Below are 19,406 nucleotides of genomic sequence, written 5' to 3'. Positions count from 1 at the left end.
GAAGCCCCGGTCCGGCCGGCCGTCGGGCTCAGGGGGTGGGGCGGTCGCCGGAGTCGAGGACGGCCTGGGTCCAACCGCCCTCCAGCACGCCGGTGGCGCCGAGCACCGCCCAGTCCACGACGTCGTCGGCGGCCACCACCACCGTTGCGCCGATGCGCACGCCCGGGTCGCTGTGGGCGTCGCTGGCGCTGGCGCCGACGATCCGCTCCGGGGAGTCCCAGGAGGTCACCCCGGCCCAGACGAACTCCGGACCCTCGTCGCCGGGCAGGCCGTACTTGACCACCAGCTGGGTCTCGGCGGGCAGGTCACCGGCGAGGAACCGGGCGCGGGCGTCGGCCAGCCCGGCGCGGGCGGTGGCGATCGCCTTGGTCATCGCGTCACCGGGGCGGGTGTAGCGCACGTCGGGCTGGATACCCGCGAAGAGGGTGGCGCAGGCGGCGGCGAAGTACCGCCCGTCCGGTCCGGAGTGCCCGGGTGGCGGGCGCAGACTCAGGAACGAGTCGGCCTCCGGGTCGGTGGCCGGGTCCAGCTCCAGGCGCAGCAGCACCGGCGCGGTCGCCCCGTGCTGCTCCGGGTTGCCGTAGGCCACCGCGATGTCGTGGCCGGTGACCGTGGCCAGCACCGGCAGCTGCACGAACGCCGGCACCTCGGCACCGGCCAGCCCCTCGGTCCAGTCCCGCAGCAGCCGCCGGGCCGCGCCGGTCATCACCGCTCCCCAGGCCCGGGTGAGGTGGTCCGGCACCCCCTGGGTCTGCAGCTCCAGCAGCCCGAACCGGCGCAGCCCCTTGGTGGTGAACCAGAGACCCTCGGCGTCGGAGGAGTACGGCACCAGCACCCAGTCGACCAGCCGGACCCGGCCCTGCTCGTCGGGCAACGACCGCAGTGCGGTCGCCGGGTCGAGGAACTGCAGACCGAAGACGTCGACCACGTCACCGTCGACCGATTCGGCGATCGCGGCGGCCACCGCCCGCGCCGCCCACTCGTGCGCCGGTGGCCAGCCCGGCCGGTACTGCGCCTGCACCACCACCAGGTGACTGGCCTCGGCCAGCCGGGCCAACTGGGCCTCGGTCGCGCCGAACGCGCTGAGCAGATCCGGCGGGAGCTGGGGGAACTCGGCGATCGACCGGGTCTCCACCGACATCAGCGGGCCGTCCAGCATCTGCTGGGCCAACCCCCGCACCGGCTCGGCCAACCGGTCGGCCACCGCGGCCACCGCCGACTTCGTACCGACCCGCGGCAACCCGACCATCGGTACCAGGTACGTCGCGGTGAGCGACTCCGGCACCGGTACGGGCAGGAAGTCGTCCGTGATGAGCATGTCGTCCCCGATCGTGGCGCACCGGTGCTGTCCAACCGAAACGCTACCCGCCCCGGCGCGCGGCGCTCAGCCGGACAGCACCAGTCCCAGGTAGACCAGGGTCGAGGTGACCTCCACGCCGGCACCGAGCACGTCGCCGGTGATGCCGCCGAGGCGACGTACCAGATGACGCAGGAGCAGCAGCACGACGGCGAGCGCGGCGACCACGACCAGCGGCCCCTGCCACGGCCGCCCCGGCACGGCCACCGACGCCAGCACCGCGACGGCGACCGTGCCGACGACCGGCGCGACCGGGCCGACGGTGCCGGCGACCAGCGCGCCCAGCCCGTCCGGTCGGGCCGCCGGCACCCCCCGCCGGCAGGCCACCGTCACCGCGAGCCGACCGGTCGCGACGGCCACCACCACCGCCGCGAGGCCCGCCGGCGCCGACCGGCCGGCCAGCTCGGCCAGCGCCGCGGCCTGCACCAGGAGTACGACCACCAGGGCGACCACCCCGAACGGGCCGACGTCCGGCTTCTTCATGATCTCCAGCGCGGCCGGTCCGGGCCGGTACGAGCCGAGCGCGTCGACGATGTCGGCCAGTCCGTCCAGGTGCAGCCCCCGGGTGAGCAGCGCGGCGCAGCCGAGGGTCAGCCCGGCGGCGATCAGCGGCGAGGTGAGCGGGGTGAGCGCCAGCAGCACCCCGCCGAGGGCGAGACCGAGCAGGGCACCGACGGCCGGGGCCAGCGCCATCGCGACCCCGGCGGTCGCCCGGTCCACCCGCCCGCCGGGCACCGGCAGGACGGTGAAGGTGCCGACGGCCAACCGGAGACCGTCGACGTACCGGGACCGGCCGGTCACCGGCGGGTCAGCCGAGCGGCCGGCCGGATCCGGCCGGCCCGGCCTGCGTCGGCCCGGCCTGCGTCGGCCCGGCCTGCGTGGGCCCGGCCTGCGTGGGCCCGGCCTGGTCGAGGGTGGTCTGCGCCGGCCCGGTCTGCCCTTCGGCGGTGGTCGCCGGGCCCGGACCGGTCGGCTCCGGCTCGACGAAGTCGCGGAGGTCGTCGCCCGGTGGCAGGTCGGCGGGGCCGGTGCCGGTGACCGGCGGCGCGGTCACCGGCTCGTCGCCGGACGACCCGTCGCTGCCCGGCTGGTCGCCGGTGCCCGGCCCGTCGGTGGACGGTGCATCGGTGGACGGTGCGCCGGCGGACGGTGCGTCAGGGGCGGCCCGGTCGGCCGGGTCGTCGGTGTCGGCCGGGCGGGTGGGCAGGTCGGCGGCGAGGGCGAGCACCGAGCGCAGCAGCGGCAGCACGGCCAGCGCGTTGGCCCCCTCACCGAGCCCCATCCGCAGGTCGAGCAGGGGGCTCAGGCCGAGTACGTCGGCGGCGAGCGTGACTGCCGGATGGCCACCGGCGTCGGCCAGCAGACACCAGTGCCGGGACTGTCCGGCCAGGTCCCGGCCGACCATGCCGGCGGCCAGGCCGACCGGCCCGTCCAGCAGCACCGGTAGCCGGCGTGCGGTCGCGCCGAGCAGGATCCCGGTGGCCACGGCCACGTCCCCGCCGCCGAGTTCGGCCAGGATGTCCTTGGCACCGCGCGGCGAACGACGGGTCCGGTGCATCGCGTCGCGGACCGCCGCGCACCGGCGCATCCACGCCGCGTCGTCGATCTGCCCGTCGGCGCCGACCACCCGGCCGAGCACGGTTGCCGGCTCCGCGCCGGCGGTCGCCGCGAGCACCGCCGCCGCCGCCGCGTCGGCGCCGGCCCCGCAGGATCCGAGCACCAGCAGCTGCACCCCTGCCTCGGCGGCCTCCTCGGCCAACTGCCAGCCGAACCGCAGCGCGGCCTCTACCGTCTCGGCGGTCAGCGCCGGCACCTGCTCCATCGGCGCGGCCGTCGGCACGTCGACCACCTGCACGGCCGCCCCGGTCTCGGCGGCCAACCGACCGAGCACGCCGGTGCCGTTCTCGGCCTGCTGGGCCCGTCGACCCGACTCGCCGGGCACCGTGCCGGCGGCGGCCCCGCCCTCGTGCTCGCCGTTGAGCAGCACCAACCGGACCCGCTCCCAGGCGGCGGGCGTCGGGGTGCCCTGGGTGGCGGCGGCGAAACCGACCACCCGCTCCAACACCCCCAACCCCGCCCCGGGTACGTCCAGGGTGGCGAGCCGCTCGACGGCCTGCGGCCCGGCGTAGTCGTCGGGCATCGGCAGCTCCATGCCCGGCTGGATGACCAGCCCGGTGGCCAGCACCGGCAGGCTCATGGTCGGCGCGGCCCAGGTCGCCCCGCCGGTGCCGGTGCCCGTCCCGGCGTCCGGAACCGCCGTACCCGCTTCTGGTGCGACCGGGACGGACGTCGCGTCCGCCGGCACAGGTGCGTGAGGCGGCGGCGTCGCGTCCCGGGGTGCCGGTGCGGCGGCGCGGTCCGCGGTGGGCAGGCCGACGGCCTGCGCCGAGGCCGGCTCGGCCGCCGCCGGGACAGCCTGCGCGGGCAGCACGACCGGGCCCGAGGTGCCGGCCGGCTTCAGCCGGCACGGCTGACCGGCGACCACCAGCACGACGGTGTCACAGGCGTCGGCGACCGCCCGGTTGGCCGCGCCGAGCGCGTCGGTGAACGCCCGGCCGATCGGGGTGGTCGGCACCAGCGACAACCCGACCTCGGGGCTGACCAGCACGATCCGGGCGGCGCAGGTACGGATCGCGGTGGCCAGCTCGTCGATGGTGGCCGTGTCGTCCGCCGGCTGGTGGGCCGGGTCGAGCAGTACCGTCACCCAGCCGCCCAGGTCGTCGACGAGCAGCGTCTCGTGCGCCTCGGCCGCGGAGACCACATCGGCCAGCCGACGCGGGTCACTCGCGGTCTCCTCGGTACGCCAACCGCCCGGCCGGCGACCACGGTGGGTGGCCAACCGCTGCGCCCACTCGGCATCCTCCGGATCGCCCTCGGCGGAGGTGGCCAGGTACCGGACGGTCGTCGCCTCACCGACCAGGGACTCGGCGAACTCGGACTTGCCCGACCGGATACCGCCGAGCACCAGGACCTTGTTCCACCCGTCAACGGACATGTGCGTACCTTAGATCCCCCCGACCGGGCAGTGACGTCGAGGTACGCCCGCCCGGACCGGAACCGGGGCCGGTCGACACCCGGTGGTCAGTGTCCGTACCGGTAGTCGTTGGGGTTGACATCGGCCGGCTTCGGGTCCTGCTGCCAGGCGCCCTCGCCCGGTCGGGCCTCCAGCGCATCGACCAGTTCCTCCCGGTCCATCGCCTCGGTGCCCTGGATCCCGCCGCGTACCGCGATCTTCCGCAACTGCTCGGTGTCCATCTCCGGTAGTGGCTGCGCCATCTCGTCCTCCCTCGTCCGGTCGGGGCCCACGTCTCGCTGCGGTCCCACTGGTCACCTACCCGCCAGAACGACCGAGGAACACCCTGGACGGCAGGGCCGTCGGCCCGGCCTCTCCGGGGCCCGGGGCGGCCACCGTCGGGCCGATCGGTTGCCGGGCGACTACGCTGGCGGGGGTTCGTCCCGGCGGGACTTTCAGCGGCGAGGGGAGACGCGGCATGGCGTGGAGCTGGCGGTACGAGGGCACGGACGGTGCGTCGGTGGACGGACCGACGGAGACGTTCAGCAGTCAGGCCGACGCCGAGTCCTGGGTCGGTCAGACCTGGCGGGAGCTCGCGGCGTCCGGCGTCACCTCGGTCACGCTGACCGAGGACGACCGGGTCGAGTACCGGATGAGTCTGCAGCCGACGGCGGAGTGATGGCGTACGACCGTCCGGGCGACGAGGCGTTGGTGCTCGGCGTACCCCGGGCGGCCCGGCGCCCCAGCCCGATCTTCCTGGCCCTGGTCGCGATCTTCGTGGCCTGCGCGGTGCTGGCCTGGCACCAGGTCGGCAACGTCCGGCTGGCCGTCTTCGGTTTCGTGGTCTCCGGCTGGTTGGTCTCGCTCTGCCTGCACGAGTACGCGCACGCGGTGGTCGCCTTCCGGGCCGGGGACCGCAGCGTCGCCCACCGTGGCTACCTCACCCTGAACCCGTTCAAGTACACCCATCCGCTGCTGTCGGTGGTGCTGCCGGTGGCGGTGGTGCTGCTCGGCGGCATCGGCCTGCCCGGCGGCGCGGTCTGGGTGGACCGGCATGCGATCCCCGGACGGCTGCGGCACACCCTGGTCAGCCTCGCCGGCCCGGCCACCAACGTGCTGTTCACCCTGGTCCTGGTGGTGGTGCTGCGGATCGGCACCGGCACCGGCGGGTCGATCGAGTTCTGGGCCGGGTGGGCGCTGCTGGCGTTCCTCCAGTTGACCGCCAGCGTGCTGAACCTGCTCCCGGTGCCCGGCCTGGACGGCGGCAACATGCTCCAGCCATGGCTGAACCCGCAGTGGCGGCGGATGTACGACCTCTTCGCCCCCTTCGGGTTCATCCTGCTCTTCGCCCTACTGTGGAACCCGCGCATCGGCGGATGGTTCTTCGACGCGGTGTTCGCCCTGGCCGACCTGCTCGGCCTGCCGCCCTGGCTCTACGCCACCGGCCTCGACCTGATCCGGTTCTGGCAGAGCTGACCGGCTGTTCCGGGCCGGCCGGGCCCACGCCGTGGCGTTCCCGGCCCGGTGCGTGGCTGACCGGGCCGGGAACGCTCGGGAGGCGACGGTCAGGGACGCTCGGCCGGGCTCTCGGTACGGGCCGGGTCCCGCTCGGTGACCGGGTCGGTGATCTCGTCGATCGCCTTGATCAGCTCGGCGTCGAGCTTCACCCCGGCGGCCTTGACGTTGTCCCGTACCTGCTCGGGGCGGGACGCGCCGATGATGGCCGAGGAGACGTTCGGGTTCTGCAGCACCCAGGCGATGGCGAGCTGCCCCAGGCTCAGTCCGGCCTGCTCGGCCAGGGGCTTGAGCCGCTGCACCCGGGTCAGCACGTCGTCGGTGAGCAACCTGGCGATGAAGCCCGCGCCGGACTTCTCGTCGGTGGCCCGGGAGCCGGCCGGCGGCGGCTGGCCCGGCAGGTACTTGCCGGTGAGTACGCCCTGCGCCATCGGCGAGAAGACGATCTGCCCGATGCCCAGCTCCGTGCTGGTGGGCACGACCTCGGCCTCGATGACCCGCCAGAGCATCGAGTACTGCGGCTGGTTGGAGACCAACGGGATGCGCAGCTCCCGGGCCAGCTCGTGGGCCTCGCGGAGCTGCGACGCCTTCCACTCCGAGACGCCGATGTAGTGCGCCTTGCCGGCCCGTACGACGTCGGCGAACGCCGTCATCGTCTCCTCGAGCGGCGTGTGGTAGTCGTACCGGTGGGCCTGGTACAGGTCGACGTAGTCGGTGCCCAGCCGGCGCAGCGAGCCGTCGATCGACTCCATGATGTGCTTGCGGGACAGGCCCCGGTCGTTGCGCCCCGGTCCGGTGGGGAAGAAGACCTTGGTGAAGATCTCCAGCCCCTCGCGACGCTCGTTGGCCAACGCGCGGCCGAGTACCTCCTCGGCGCGGGTGCCGGCGTACACGTCGGCGGTGTCGAAGGTGGTGACGCCACTGTCCAGGGCGGCCCGGACGCAGGAAACGGCGGCCTCCTCCTCGACCTGGGAACCGTGGGTGATCCAGTTGCCGTACGAGATCTCGCTGACCATCAGGCCCGAGCGGCCAAGGTGTCGGAATTCCATGTCACCGACCCTAGCCCGGTCGGTGCGGGCCTTCATCCCGTGCCGGTGGCGGGCGCGGGTCAGAGGACCGGGGAGGTGTCGGTGAGCAGCCGTTCGATCTCGGCCGACACCGCGCCCCGGTCCCGGTGCACCGGATCGATCAACCGGGCGCCGCGCCGGTCCAGCGCGCCCCACCGGCTCACCCCGTCGCCTACCAGGAACGCGACCGGGTGGATGAGCAGCACCGGGTGGGCCGGGGCGACCACCAGCCGCCCGGCCCGGTCCACCACACCACGCAGCCCACCGCGTACGACCACGGCCAGGCCCTCGTCGGTGAAGCCGTCGACCTGACGGCCGTCGCTGCACTGGGTGCTGAAGCCGTCGTACCGGGTGGGCACCACGAACTGACCGGTGGCGTCCACCGCACCCCAACCCGGCCCCCGGCGGACCACCGCCAGTCCGGCCCGGAACGGGTACACCTGGTCGAAGCCGTGCGGCACGACCACCTCGCCGGACGGGTCGATGCCCAGCCAGGAGCCGGAGCCGTCCGGCGACACCCAGGCCCGGCCCCCGGCGAACGGCCGGACCGCCTGCCAGGACGTCTCCAGGACGGGGACGCCGCCCCGGTCCAGCAGCGTCCAACCGGCCGAGCCCGGCCGCCGGACCCAGGCCACCTCCTCGTGGTACGGCTGCGCCATGGCGTAGTCGGGCGCGATGACGAACTCGCCGTCCGGGTCGACGTACCCCCAGCGCTCGTGGTCGGCGTCCGGAGCCGGCACCGGCGGTCGCGGCCGTTCCAGGATCTCGTGCCGATCCCGTGGGTACGGCCCGAAGCCGCCCTCGGCCGCCCGGTCGCGTACCGCGTCGAGTGCCACCCCGATCCGGCCGCTCAGTTCGGCGTCGCCGTCCCCACGCAGGTCCAGGGCCTGCTCGAAGTGGTGGCAGGCCTCCATCAGGCGGCCCTGGTCGTAACAGGAGCGCCCGGCGTGCTCGTGCATCGCCGCCCGCAGCCGGGCCGGCAACTCGGGGGAGGCGGCCTCGGCGAAGAGCCGGTCGGCCTCGCCGAACTCCCGACGCCAGCGCAGCACCTGCGCCAACCGCGCCTGAACCAGCGCGGTCCGGCGCAGCTCCCCGGTCGCCTCGGCGTAGGTCAGGGCGAGCCGCCCGTCGTCGAGCGCGTCGTCCAGCTCGCCGAGCAGCCGGGAGGCGACCGCGCGCAGGCTGAGCAGCCGCGTCCGGGTCCGGTTGTCGACGGCGGTGTCGAGCTTCTCGGTGAGGCGCCGCCGGATCGTACGCAGCTCGTCCGGGTCCGTCACCACCTCGCGCAGCGTCCGTGGGTCGAGCCGCCAGCGCAGACCCGCCAACGCCTGCTCGGGATCGACCGGCGCATCGGCCGCGTGGTCCTCGTCGAGCAGGCCGGCTGCCTGTCCGCCACGCTCGCCGGCCGGCTCGGCCGTCGGCCGTTCCCCGGACGGTTGCGCGTCGCCCCGTGGCCGGTCGTCCACCCCTTCGGCCCCGGACCCTGGCCGATCGGCGGCCGGCGCGGACACCGGGTCGTCGGCGGTTGGCGCGACACCCGCGGCGGTGGTCGCCCCGCTGTCGACTGCTTCCCGGTGGCCGGCTGTCTCCCCGCTGTCGACTGCCTCCCGGTCGCCGGCGGCTTCTTCGGCGGCGGCGTGCGCTCGGGACATCCCGGCTGTCGGGGCCAGCTCGGTCCATCGCGCCGCCGAGGGGGCGTCCGCCACGGCCGGTGGTCCGGAGACCTGCCCCGGTGGGTCCTCGTCCCGGCGGCCCTGACGATTCGACCGGAACCAGGCTTCCGCGCTCGGCGTACCGGCCGGCCCGTCCGCCGGCCGGACGGTCGGCGCGGGCTCGACCTCCGGTCCGGGTACGGCGTCGAGTGCCAGGGCTGCCGACACGTCGGCGGGAGTGGTCGCGGGTGGATCGCCGGCGGTGCCGTCCGACGGCGCGGACCCGAACGTCCCGCTGCCGGCGGCGACGGTGGTGCGCCCCGCATCGCCGACATTCTCGGCCATCGGGGCGGGCTGACCACCGTCGGTGGCCGGGACAGCCGGTGTGGCCTCGGTGGTCCCGAGCGCCGCCGCGGCCGACTCCACCGACGCGGATACCGGCCCACCCGGGACCGGCAACCCGGACACCGGTGGCGCGGAGACCGGTCGCGCGTACCGCGGTGGCGCGGACACCGGCCGTACGGGCTCCAATCGCGTGGGCACCGGTGGTGCGGAGACCGGTGGTGCGGAGACCGGTCGCGTGGGCACCGGTGGTGCGGAGACCGGTGGTGCGGAGACCGGTCGCGTGGGCACCGGTGGTGCGGAGACCGGTGGTGCGGAGACCGGTCGCGTGGGCACCGGTGGTGCGGAGACCGGTCGCGTGACCTCCGGCGGTCCGGAGGTCGGTCGCATGGGCTCCCGTGGTGTGGAGACCGGTGGGGCGGACTGCGGTGGGGCGGCGGGCCGCATCGGGAACGGGGCAGGAGCCACCGGTTGGGGCCGGAGCTCCGGACGTCCCCACGCCGCCGGTGAGACGGGCGCCGCCGGTGAGATCGGTGCAGCCGGCGAGCCCGGTGCGACGGGAGCAGCCGGTGAGAAGGGGGCAGCCGGTGAGAAGGGGATAGCCGGTGAGACGGGTGCCGGCGACGGCGTCGCGGTCTCCGGCCCGGCCGGTTCCCGCCGTACCACGGGCGCCGGTAGTCCCTGCTCCCGGACGTCGCTTGGCGCGGCCGGGCGGCTCGCCACCGGCGGTTCCAGCGGTACGGCCGGACGATCCGCCATTGGTGGCGGCACCGGTACGGGCGGGCGGGCTGGCTCGTGCGGGCCGACCGGTGTACGGGGCGGTGCCTCCCGCCCCGGTGGGCGGACCGGCCCGACACCCGGCCGGGGCGCGGGCCGTGGCGGCGGCGGGATCGGCCCGGCGTGGACCGGCCCGGAGTGGATCGGGGCCGGGTGGATCGGGGCCGGTCGGGTCGAGCCGGGACGGATCGGGGCGGGCACCACCGGCTCCCCGGAACGTTGCTGCTCCGGTCGGCCGTGCCCTCGCTGTTGCTCCGGCCGGAGCGGACCCTGATCGGGCCAGGGCAGCCCGCCGTCCGGTCGTGCGGCCGACCGGCGCTCCTGGTCCCCGGTCGGCGGCAGGTCCCCAGACGGCCGCTGGTCCCCGGTTGGCCGCTGGTCCCTGACCGGCTGCGTACCTCGGCTGGACTGTGGGTCCCCGACCGACTGTGCGTCTCCAACCGGGAACGGGTCCCTGACTGGCTGTGGGTTCCCGACCGGCTGTGGGTTCCCGACCGGCTGTGAGTTCCCGACCGGCTGTGGGCCTCGGCGGGGCTCGACATCCCGGCGCTGCTGCGGTTCCCGGCGTGGTTGCGCGCCTGGTGGCCGCCGGTACAGCTGGTGCGGGTCGGAATCCAACGGATCCGATGCCGGCTCGACCGGTGCCGACTCGACCGATGCTGGCCCGACCGGTGCCGCCCCAACCGGTGTCGGCCCGACCGGTACGGGTCCGGCCGGGACCGGTCCGGGCGGTGCCGACTCGGCCGAGGCCGGCCCGGCTGGTGGGACGGTGTCGTTCCACCGGTCACCCGCCCGCCAGGGCTCGGCCGGATCGATCGGCTGCCGTGCCGCCGGGGGCTCCGTCGGGTGCGGGCTCCACCGCAGCTGCGGGCGCCCGGACTCCTCCACCGGCCGCCGGTCGTAGCCGGACGAGGCTTGGCCGTTGCCGGACGAGGGTTGGTCGTCGCCGGTCGCGGGGCGGCCGTCAGCGGGCGCGGGGCGGCCGTACCCGGGGCTCGGCCGGTCAGTGCGTCCGGCGTGGCGGGGCGCGGGCTGCTCCGCCGGCTCCGGCATCCAACCCGGCTCGGCCCGGGACGCGGGCGAGACGGGGCGGCTACGGTGCTCCGGCCGGTCGAAGCGGTGGTCGGAACGGTCGCGGTCGGGCCGGGACCAGGTGGTGTCCCCGGCTGACGTCCACTCGGCCGCCGGTCGCCGACCGGGCCGGTCGTCGGCACCGGACCACCGGTCCGGCTCACCCCGCGACCACCGGTCCGGGCCGCCGGCCGCGGGAAGCTGCTCCGAATCGCTCCAGGTGACCCGCCGGTCCGACTCGCCGCGCGGTGGCTCTCCCGGCGCTACCCGCCGCGGTGGCCCGTCCGGCGGTACCTGCCGCGGTTGCTCTCTCGGCGGTATCCGACGGGGTGGCTCGTCCGGTGCTACCCGCCGGTCCGGTCCGCCTCGGGCGGTCCGCCGGTCCGGCTCGCCGGGGGCGGACCGGCCGTCGGAGTCGCTCCAGGTGGCGCGGGGTTCCAGGTCGCTCCAGGTGGCCCGCCGACCGGACTCTCCCCGGACGGCCCGCCGGTCCGACTCTCCGGGCGGGGTGCGCCGGTCGGACTCGGCGGGCAAGGTGCGCCGGTCGGGCTCTCCGGAGGGAACGCGCCGGTCGGGCTCGGTGGGCGGGGTCCGTCGGTCGGGCTCGGTGGGCGGAATGCGCCGGGCGGCCTCGTCCCGACCGGCCCGGCGGTCCGGTTCACCGGTGGTGGCCCACCGGTCTGCCTCGGTCCGGGCGGCCCACCGGCCGGCATCCCCGGAGGGCGTCCGCTGCGCCGGGTCGCCCGCGGCCGGCCGCCGACCGGGCTCGCGCGGGGCCGCCCGGTGGTCAGCTCCGCCGTGCCGCGGTGACGACGACCGGTCACGGTCCCAGGTCGGTTCCGCGTGTGGTCGACGGTACGACTCGTCGAAGCGGTACCGGTCGTGCTGGCCCGACCCGCTGTGGCCGCCGGGCGGCGACTGCTCGTCGAGGTCCTCGTCGTTCCAGACGTACCCCACCCGGTACGACCCGTCGGGGCGGGTCGGTGCCAGCGGTGGCACCTCGGCCCGGCCGGTCACGGTGGCCCGGCCGGTGGGCTCGGGCGCCTGCCGTAGCCCGATGTCACCGGGGTAGCGCTGTCCGGGGAACTGCGGCTGCCACTCGTTGGTGGGCGCGAAGACCCAGGACGGCTCGGCCGGATCACGCCAGCGGTCGTAGCCGCCGCTACTCATCGGCGGGCCTTGCCAGGTGCGCGACGCGTCCCGGTGCCCGGCTCGCGTCGCTCGCTCACGGCGATGTCACCTCGTCGGAAATTGTCACGCTGGGCGGCCCCAACTGCCGGTGGAGTTGCTCGTCCGGCGCGGGGTGGCTGCGGATGGAGGGTAACGGCGTGGGCTCGGTCACCGCCACTGTGGTGCCGCCCCTAACCCAAACTTTATCCCACGGTTTCGGACATTTGGCGTCATGGTCGGATCGGGTGTTCCGGATTTCTCAACGGGCGGGGTGGCCTCGGCGGTACGGCCGGCGAGCAGACCTGATCTTGGGTTCTCCGCTGCCACGCGCTGCTCGTCCCGTGCCCAAGGCCCGCTCGTCGGTAACGGGGGGTCCACCCTGCCGTAGGCGCGAGGGCCCTGGCCTGGTACGGCCTCTGGGCGCGGTACGCACCGGGTGACGCCACGACGGTGTTCCGGCTTCTGTTCGAGCAGTGGCAGGCGGATGCCGGATCCCGGGCCGCCACCGAGGAGGCGATGATCAACCGGGCCCGAGCGCTCCTCGCCGATCACGGCTGACGTCACCGGCCTGGCCTGACCCGGCCACCGTCGCCGGCTCGCGCTCCCGGGGTGTTAGAAGGGGCCCCTTCTCTACAGAAAGCGTTAAGAGGGGGCCCTTCCTTACACCTTCAGACGGGGGTGCCGATGGTGACGCGGGGTTCCGGGGCGCGCATCCGGCGGAAGGTGATCGAGCGCATGATCGCGTACAGGTAGAGGGACCCCATCCGCTGGTCGGTCCGGGGGAACCGCTCCCGGACCAGCTTCTTGATCTTGCGGGAGATCAGGATCGAGTCGATCACCACGCCGAGGGCGAGCGCCCCCCAGAGCAGGTTGGAGACCAGTCGGACGACCGGCGGCATCGCCGCGTTCGAGCCGATCAGCACGATCAGCGCGCCACCGAAGAACCAGGTGCCGACGGTACGGCGGGAGTCGACCACGTTACGGGCCAGCAGCCGCTCCGGACCACGGTCGCGGGGGCCGCCCTCGCGGCGGAACTCCGCCGCGGCCTCGGCGCGCAGTTGCCGGCGACGCTCCTTCGCCTCCTCCTTGCTCAGCGGCTTCGAGGAGCCGGCCGGCCGGCGGGCCGCACCCGGCCGCTTCGGCGTCTCGCGCCCCTTGCCCGGGGTGTGGCTCCGGCGGAGGGCGGCAGCGGACTCCTCGTCGGTCGTCACCGTGGTGACGGACTCGTCGACGAGGTCGGTGGACTTGCGGCGAAACAGCGACGGCACGCCGAAAGGGTAGCCAAACGTCGGCGCCCGGTGCACATCGCGGGTGCACCGGGCGTGGACGGGGGCCGCGCGGGGCTACCCGGGTCGGGTCACGGACGCTCGGTGTGGGCGCCCAGGTCGGCCAGCTTCGCCTCGAAGTCCTCGTAGCCCCGGTTGATCAGGTCGACGCCGTACACCCGGGAGGTGCCCTCGGCGGCGAGCGCGGCGATCAGGTGGCTGAACCCGGCGCGCAGGTCCGGGATGACCAGGTCGGCGGCGTGCAGCTTGCTCGGGCCGGCGATCACCGCGGAGTGCTTGAAGTTGCGCCTGCCGAAGCGGCACGGGGTGCCACCCAGGCAGTCCCGGTAGACCTGGATGTTCGCGCCCATGGTGTTCAGCGCCTCGGTGTAGCCCAGCCGCTGCTCGTAGACCGTCTCGTGGACGATCGACAGACCCCGGGCCTGGGTCAGCGCGACCACCAGGGGCTGCTGCCAGTCGGTCATGAATCCCGGGTGTACGTCGGTCTCCAGGGCCACCGACTTCAGCTCGCCGCCCGGGTGCCAGAACCGGATGCCGCCCTCCTGGCCCGGGTCGCCCAGCTTCGGCGGCCGGGCGTCGGTCACCTCGTACTCGCCGCCGACGGAGCGGAAGACGTTCAGGAAGGTCATCATGTCGGCCTGCTGCGCGCCGAGGACCTCGACGTGGCCGCGGGTGGCCAGGGCCGCCGCCGCCCAGCTCGCCGCCTCGATCCGGTCCGGGATCGGCCGGTGGGTGTACCCGTGCAGCTTCGGCACGCCCTGGATCTCGATCACCCGGTCGGTGTGCACCTTGATGATCGCGCCCATCTTCTGCAGGATGCAGATCAGGTCGATGATCTCCGGCTCGACCGCCGCGTTGCGCAGCTCGGTGACGCCCTCGGCCATCACCGCGGTCAGCAGCACCTGCTCGGTGGCGCCGACGCTCGGGTACGGCAGGGCGAACTTGGTGCCGTGCAGCCCGTTGGGGGCGGACAGGTGCAGCCCCTCCGGGGTCTTGTCGACCGTGGCGCCGAACTCCCGCAGCGCCTGGAGGTGGAAGTCGATCGGGCGCGGACCGATGTGGCAGCCACCCAGGTCGGGGATGAAGGCGTGGCCGAGCCGGTGCAGCAGCGGGCCGCAGAACAGGATCGGGATCCGGCTGGAGCCGGCGTGCACGTTGATCTGGTCGGTGCTGGCGCTCTCCACGTTGGCCGGGTCGAAGACCAGCTCACCGGTCTCCGCGCCGTCGGTCACCTTCACCCCGTGCAGGCCGAGCAGCCCGCGGACCACCTCGACGTCACGGATCCGCGGCACGTCGAACAGCCGGCTGGGGGAGTCACCCAGCAGGGCCGCGACCATCGCCTTGGAGACCAGGTTCTTCGCGCCGCGCACGCGGATCCGCCCTTCGAGCGGACTACCTCCGTGTACGACCAGGACGTCGTCGGTCAACGCAACCTCCAGCGCGTCGGTGCTGCCATGTGTGGATGGGGCGGGCCCACGATGGTCACCAACGATGGTCATCGCTACCCGGGGTGCGGCCGCGTCGATAGGGCCGCTCGTGTCGTCGCTCCGGCAGCATAGCCCTCGGTGACCAGAAGCGAGTCGGTCACACCGTATGCGCCGGCATGAATCGGTGCAACCGGTACGTCACCGTACCAATGTCGTCACCGTGAGTGATCAGGCTGTGGGTGGCGGGGTGCTTGCGCCGGGCAGGGCGAGCATCTGGTCCAGCGCCACCCGGGCGTGGTGGGCGGTGTCGGCGTCCACCGTGATCTGGTTGACCACCCGACCGGCGACCAGCTCCTCCAGGGCCCAGACCAGGTGCGGCAGGTCGATGCGGTTCATCGTCGAGCAGTAGCAGACGGCCTTGTCCAGGAACATGATCTGCTTGTCCGGGTGGGCCAGCGCCAACCGGCGGACCAGGTTCAGCTCGGTGCCGACCGCCCAGGCCGAGCCGGCCGGGGCCGCCTCGATGGCCTTGATGATGTACTCCGTCGAGCCCACCTGGTCGGCGGCGGTGACCACCTCGTGCCGGCACTCCGGGTGCACCAGCACGTTCACCCCGGGCACCCGGGCCCGGACGTCCTCGACGCTGTCCAGCGTGAACCGGCCGTGCACCGAGCAGTGCCCCCGCCAGAGGATCATCTTCGCGTCGCGCAGCTGCTCGGCGGTCAGCCCACCACCGGGCTTGTGCGGGTCGTAGAGCACGCAGTCGTCAAGCGAGTAGCCCATCTCCAGCACGGCGGTGTTGCGGCCCAGGTGCTGGTCGGGCAGGAAGAACACCTTCTGCCCCTGCTGGTACGCCCAGTCCAGGGCGGTCCTGGCGTTCGAGGAGGTGCAGACCACCCCGCCGTTGCGCCCGACGAAACCCTTGATGTCCGCCGAGGAGTTCATGTACGTCACCGGGACGGTCTCGGCCGCCACGCCCAGGTCGGTCAGCACGTCCCAGGCCTTCTCGACCTGCGACAGCACCGCCATGTCGGCCATCGAGCAGCCGGCGGCCAGGTCCGGCAGGATCACCCGCTGCGCGTCGGTGGTGAGGATGTCGGCGCTCTCGGCCATGAAGTGCACACCGCAGAAGACGATGTACTCCGCGTCCGGCCGGGCCGCCGCCTCCCGGGCGAGCTTGAACGAGTCGCCGGTCACGTCGGCGAACTGGATCACCTCGTCGCGCTGGTAGTGGTGCCCGAGCACGAAGACCTTGCTGCCCAGCGCCGCCTTCGCCGCCGCCGCCCGGGCCACCAGGTCCGGGTCGCTGGGCGCCGGCAGGTCACCCGGACACTCGACGCCACGCTCGGTGGCAGGATCGCTGCCCCGGCCGAGCAGCAACAGGGCAGTCGCGGTGTTGGAGGGTTCCACCCAGGTCGAAGTCACACCACCCATGGTCCCACAGCATGGCCAGGGTGGAACTTCTGCCGATGTGGCCTGCCACACTGCTGGGCATGCGAGTGCTGCTCTGTCCGGACAAGTTCGCCGGCACCCTGCCGGCTCAGGAGGTGGCCGCCGCCGTCGCCACGGGTTGGCAGGAGGTGGCCAGCGGTGACGACCTCGTCATCCGGCCGCTGGCCGACGGTGGTCCGGGGTTCGTCGCGGTGCTCGCCGGGGCGCTCGGCGGCCGCCGGCTGCCGGTGTCGACCGTCGACCCGCTGGGCCGCCCGGCCGCCGGTGAGATCCTGCTCACCGCCGACGGCTCGACCGCGTACCTGGAAAGCGCCCAGGCCTGCGGCCTGCACCTGCTCTCGGCCGCCGAGCGCGACCCGAAGGCGACCACCTCGTACGGGCTGGGGCTGCTGGTCACCGCCGCCGTGGAGAGCGGTGCCCGGACGGTGGTGATCGGCCTGGGCGGCTCCGGCACCAACGACGCCGGTGCCGGGATGCTCGCCGCGCTCGGCACCACCGCCCTGGACCAGGCCGGTCAGGCCCTGCCCTACGGGGGAGCGGCGCTGGCCGCCGTGGCCGCGCTGGACGGTACGCCCCGACTGCGCGGCGTCCGGCTGGTGGCCGCCACCGACGTGGACAACCCGCTGCTCGGGCTGCACGGCGCCAGCAACGTGTACGGCCCGCAGAAGGGCGCCACCCGCGAGGACGTACTGCTGCTCGACGCCGCTCTGGAGCGCTTCGCCGACGTACTGGTCAGGGATCTTCCGGGGTGTCCGCCGCAGCTCGGTACGCTGCCCGGCGGTGGTGCGGCCGGCGGGCTGGGCGCGGCCGTGCTCGCCCTCGGCGGTCACTGCGAGTCCGGCATCGGCCTGGTCACCCACGCGATCGGGCTGGACGCCGCGCTTGACGAGTGCGACCTGGTGATCACCGGGGAGGGCTCCTTCGATCACCAGTCGCTGCGCGGCAAGGTCGTCGCCGGGGTGGCCGGCGCGGCCCGGGACCGGGGCGTGCCATGCGTGGTGGTCGCCGGACGGGTGAGCACCGGCCGCCGGGAGGCCGCCTCGGCCGGGGTGACCGACGCGTACAGCCTGGTGGAACACTTCGGCGGGGAGGAACGCGGTGGCCTGGAGACGGCCATGAGCCGCCCTGCCGACGGGCTACGGGAGCTGGGCGCCCGGCTGGCCCGGCAGTGGAGCCGGTGATCCCGGTCACCGGCCGGAGCCCCGGGTGGGCGGGATCGGGCCGTGCCGGTGCCGGCGGCCGACAGCGGCCTACAATCGGAGACGGACCGCAGTGGGAATCACCGGGCCGGCGGGTGACGTTGGCCCAGAAGACCACACCGACGCGTGCAGGGAGAATTCCACGTGACCACGCCAGCGCAGACCGAGTCGACCGAGGCCAAGGCCTCCGCTTCCGTCGTCCTCACCGACGTCGCGGCGGAGAAGGTCAAGGCCCTGATCGAGCAGGAGGGCCGCGACGACCTGCGGCTGCGGGTGGCGGTGCAGCCCGGCGGCTGCTCCGGCCTGCGGTACCAACTCTTCTTCGACGAGCGTTCCCTCGACGGTGACGTCGTCAGCGACTTCGACGGTGTCGAGGTCGTCGTCGACCGGATGAGCGCCCCCTACCTGACCGGGGCGACCATCGACTTCGCCGACCGGATCGACGCTCAGGGCTTCACCATCGACAACCCGAACGCCGGCAGCTCCTGCGCCTGCGGCGACTCGTTCAGCTGAGCCGACTCGACACCGGCATTACCAGAGCGCGACACCCGTACGGGGTGTCGCGCTCTGGCGTTTCCGCCCGTGGCCCGTGGCCCGTGGCCCGTGGCCCGTGGCCCGTGGCCCGTCGTCCGTGGCCCGTCGTCCGTCGTCCCGGTCGGGTGTCGTGCCGGGCGGTCTCGGGTGCCCCGGCTGGCGGTTGTCGGGTGGCGTCGGCGGCGGGGACGGGCCGCTTCGGCGACGTACCCGGTCGGGGTTGGGGGTTGGGGCCAGCGGACCGGACGGAGATCCGGCCGACCCCCGACCGGTGGCCGGCCCCGGCCGGTAGGCTGACCCGCGCCGTGCCGCCGACCCCGAGGGTTGACATGAAGATCGCCGTAACCGGCTCGATCGCCACCGATCACCTGATGAGCTTCCCCGGTCGCTTCGCCGACCAGTTCATCGCCGACCAGCTCGACAAGGTCTCGCTCTCCTTCCTCGTGGACGACCTCGTCGTCCGCCGGGGCGGAGTGGCGGCGAACATAGCCTTCGGGATGGGCCAGCTCGGACTGCGTCCGGTGCTGCTCGGCGCGGTCGGTGCCGACTTCGCCGACTACCGCTCCTGGCTGGAACGCCACGGCGTGGACTGTGACTCGGTGCATATCAGCGAGGTCGCGCACACCGCCCGGTTCGTCTGCACCACCGACACCGAGATGTGCCAGATCGCCTCGTTCTACGCCGGCGCGATGGCCGAGGCCCGCAACATCGAGCTGACCCCCGTCGCCGAGCGCCTCGGCGGGATCGACCTGGTCCTGGTGGGCGCGAACGACCCGGCGGCGATGCTGCGGCACTCCGCCGAGTGCCGGGAGCGCGGGTACGCCTTCGTCGCCGACCCGTCCCAGCAGCTGGCCCGGATGGAGGGCTCCGACGTGGTCGGGCTGATCGACGGCGCCGACTACCTGATGACCAACGACTACGAGAAGTCCCTGCTGCAGAGCAAGGCCGGGCTGACCGACGAGCAACTGCTCGACCTGGTGAAGGTCCGGGTCACCACGCTGGGCAAGCGCGGGGTGGACATCGTCGGGCGCGACTTCGACCCGATCCACGTGCCGATCGCCCGGGAGGCCCAGGCGGTGGACCCCACCGGGGTCGGCGACGGCTTCCGGGCCGGCTTCTTCGCCGCCCTCTCCTGGGGGCTGGGCCTGGAACGGGCCGCCCAGGTGGGCTCGCTGCTGGCCGCCCTGGTCCTGGAGACCGTCGGCACCCAGGAGTACCAGGTCCGCCGGGACCTCTTCGTCAAGCGCCTCGCCGAGTCCTACGGCGACCCCGCCGCCGACGAGGTCCGCCCCCACCTGATCGGCTGACCTGCTTCTTTGCGGGCGGGGCGTGTCCTGCCTCCCTGGGCGTGGGGGCGCATCCTGGCATCCCGGGTGGGCGGAAGCGACTGGATCTCGAAAACCGTGCCCACCGGTTCGCCGGTGGGCACTGTTTTTTGGTTGTTGTCGTCCCCGTGCCGCGTGGCGGTGCGGGGCGCGGCGGCGAACTCTCTCCAGCGCGGCCGGATGGGTGATTGTCGACCGGCTGGCTGGGGAGGCGAGAAT

Annotated in this window: 13 protein-coding genes and 1 pseudogene; 5 read left to right on the top strand and 9 right to left on the bottom strand. The window is 74.1% G+C overall.

Going from position 1 to position 19,406, the window contains the following annotated elements:
* Positions 1-28 precede the first annotated feature (28 nt).
* The 4 genes and pseudogenes from GA0070617_RS21025 to GA0070617_RS21010 form a co-directional block, all read right to left on the bottom strand.
* Entirely contained in the window at positions 29-1,318 is a 1,290-nt protein-coding gene (locus GA0070617_RS21025) for a DUF2314 domain-containing protein (RefSeq protein WP_091441391.1), read from the bottom strand.
* Between the two features lie 66 nt (positions 1,319-1,384).
* The gene (locus GA0070617_RS21020; protein ID WP_091441388.1) at positions 1,385-2,158 is read right to left on the bottom strand and encodes an adenosylcobinamide-GDP ribazoletransferase; all 774 of its coding nucleotides are present in this window, start codon (positions 2,156-2,158) and stop codon (positions 1,385-1,387) included.
* 82 nt (positions 2,159-2,240) lie between these two features.
* Positions 2,241-4,352, bottom strand: a pseudogene (locus GA0070617_RS21015) (bifunctional adenosylcobinamide kinase/adenosylcobinamide-phosphate guanylyltransferase); the annotation flags it as partial.
* Positions 4,353-4,438: 86 nt separating this feature from the next.
* Complete coding sequence (locus GA0070617_RS21010; protein WP_091441381.1) at positions 4,439-4,633, bottom strand: hypothetical protein; 195 nt, start codon at positions 4,631-4,633, stop codon at positions 4,439-4,441.
* Between the two features lie 215 nt (positions 4,634-4,848).
* Between GA0070617_RS21010 and GA0070617_RS21005 the strand changes: the two genes are divergently transcribed.
* Positions 4,849-5,049: a hypothetical protein gene (locus GA0070617_RS21005; RefSeq protein ID WP_091441377.1), complete on the top strand. Its 201-nt coding sequence runs from the start codon at positions 4,849-4,851 to the stop codon at positions 5,047-5,049.
* Positions 5,049-5,846: a site-2 protease family protein gene (locus GA0070617_RS21000; RefSeq protein WP_091446876.1), complete on the top strand. Its 798-nt coding sequence runs from the start codon at positions 5,049-5,051 to the stop codon at positions 5,844-5,846. Before GA0070617_RS21005 ends, GA0070617_RS21000 begins: the two co-directional genes overlap by 1 nt.
* An 89-nt stretch (positions 5,847-5,935) precedes the next feature.
* On the opposite strand, the gene GA0070617_RS20995 is transcribed toward GA0070617_RS21000, so the two are convergent.
* The 5 genes from GA0070617_RS20995 to nadA all read right to left on the bottom strand — a co-directional run bounded on the left by GA0070617_RS20995 (position 5,936) and on the right by nadA (position 16,102).
* Positions 5,936-6,934: an aldo/keto reductase family protein gene (locus tag GA0070617_RS20995; RefSeq protein ID WP_091441374.1), complete on the bottom strand. Its 999-nt coding sequence runs from the start codon at positions 6,932-6,934 to the stop codon at positions 5,936-5,938.
* A gap of 59 nt (positions 6,935-6,993) precedes the next feature.
* Complete coding sequence (locus tag GA0070617_RS20990) at positions 6,994-8,949, bottom strand: WG repeat-containing protein (protein ID WP_091446871.1); 1,956 nt, start codon at positions 8,947-8,949, stop codon at positions 6,994-6,996.
* Positions 8,950-12,632: 3,683 nt separating this feature from the next.
* The gene (locus GA0070617_RS20985; protein ID WP_091441371.1) at positions 12,633-13,232 is read right to left on the bottom strand and encodes a DUF3043 domain-containing protein; all 600 of its coding nucleotides are present in this window, start codon (positions 13,230-13,232) and stop codon (positions 12,633-12,635) included.
* A gap of 89 nt (positions 13,233-13,321) precedes the next feature.
* Positions 13,322-14,677 carry a UDP-N-acetylglucosamine 1-carboxyvinyltransferase gene (gene murA / locus GA0070617_RS20980; RefSeq protein ID WP_091441367.1) on the bottom strand — a complete coding sequence of 452 codons (1,356 nt, stop codon included), beginning with the start codon at positions 14,675-14,677 and terminating at the stop codon, positions 13,322-13,324.
* Positions 14,678-14,905: 228 nt separating this feature from the next.
* Positions 14,906-16,102, bottom strand: coding sequence for a quinolinate synthase NadA (nadA, locus tag GA0070617_RS20975; RefSeq protein WP_091446868.1), 1,197 nt, complete (start codon positions 16,100-16,102; stop codon positions 14,906-14,908).
* A 44-nt stretch (positions 16,103-16,146) separates the two neighbouring features.
* Between nadA and GA0070617_RS20970 the strand changes: the two genes are divergently transcribed.
* The 3 genes from GA0070617_RS20970 to GA0070617_RS20960 all read left to right on the top strand — a co-directional run bounded on the left by GA0070617_RS20970 (position 16,147) and on the right by GA0070617_RS20960 (position 19,169).
* Complete coding sequence (locus tag GA0070617_RS20970; protein ID WP_175440801.1) at positions 16,147-17,310, top strand: glycerate kinase family protein; 1,164 nt, start codon at positions 16,147-16,149, stop codon at positions 17,308-17,310.
* A 162-nt stretch (positions 17,311-17,472) separates the two neighbouring features.
* Positions 17,473-17,841, top strand: a complete 369-nt coding sequence (erpA, locus tag GA0070617_RS20965; RefSeq protein WP_091441361.1) for an iron-sulfur cluster insertion protein ErpA — start codon at positions 17,473-17,475, stop codon at positions 17,839-17,841.
* Positions 17,842-18,191: 350 nt separating this feature from the next.
* Complete coding sequence (locus tag GA0070617_RS20960) at positions 18,192-19,169, top strand: carbohydrate kinase family protein (protein WP_091441358.1); 978 nt, start codon at positions 18,192-18,194, stop codon at positions 19,167-19,169.
* The last annotated feature ends 237 nt before the right edge of the window (positions 19,170-19,406 follow it).

The organism is Micromonospora yangpuensis (genome assembly GCF_900091615.1).
Taxonomy (GTDB): Bacteria; Actinomycetota; Actinomycetes; order Mycobacteriales; family Micromonosporaceae; genus Micromonospora; species Micromonospora yangpuensis.
Note: the sequence above shows the minus strand (reverse complement) of the source record. Positions and strands in the feature narration are given on the sequence as shown.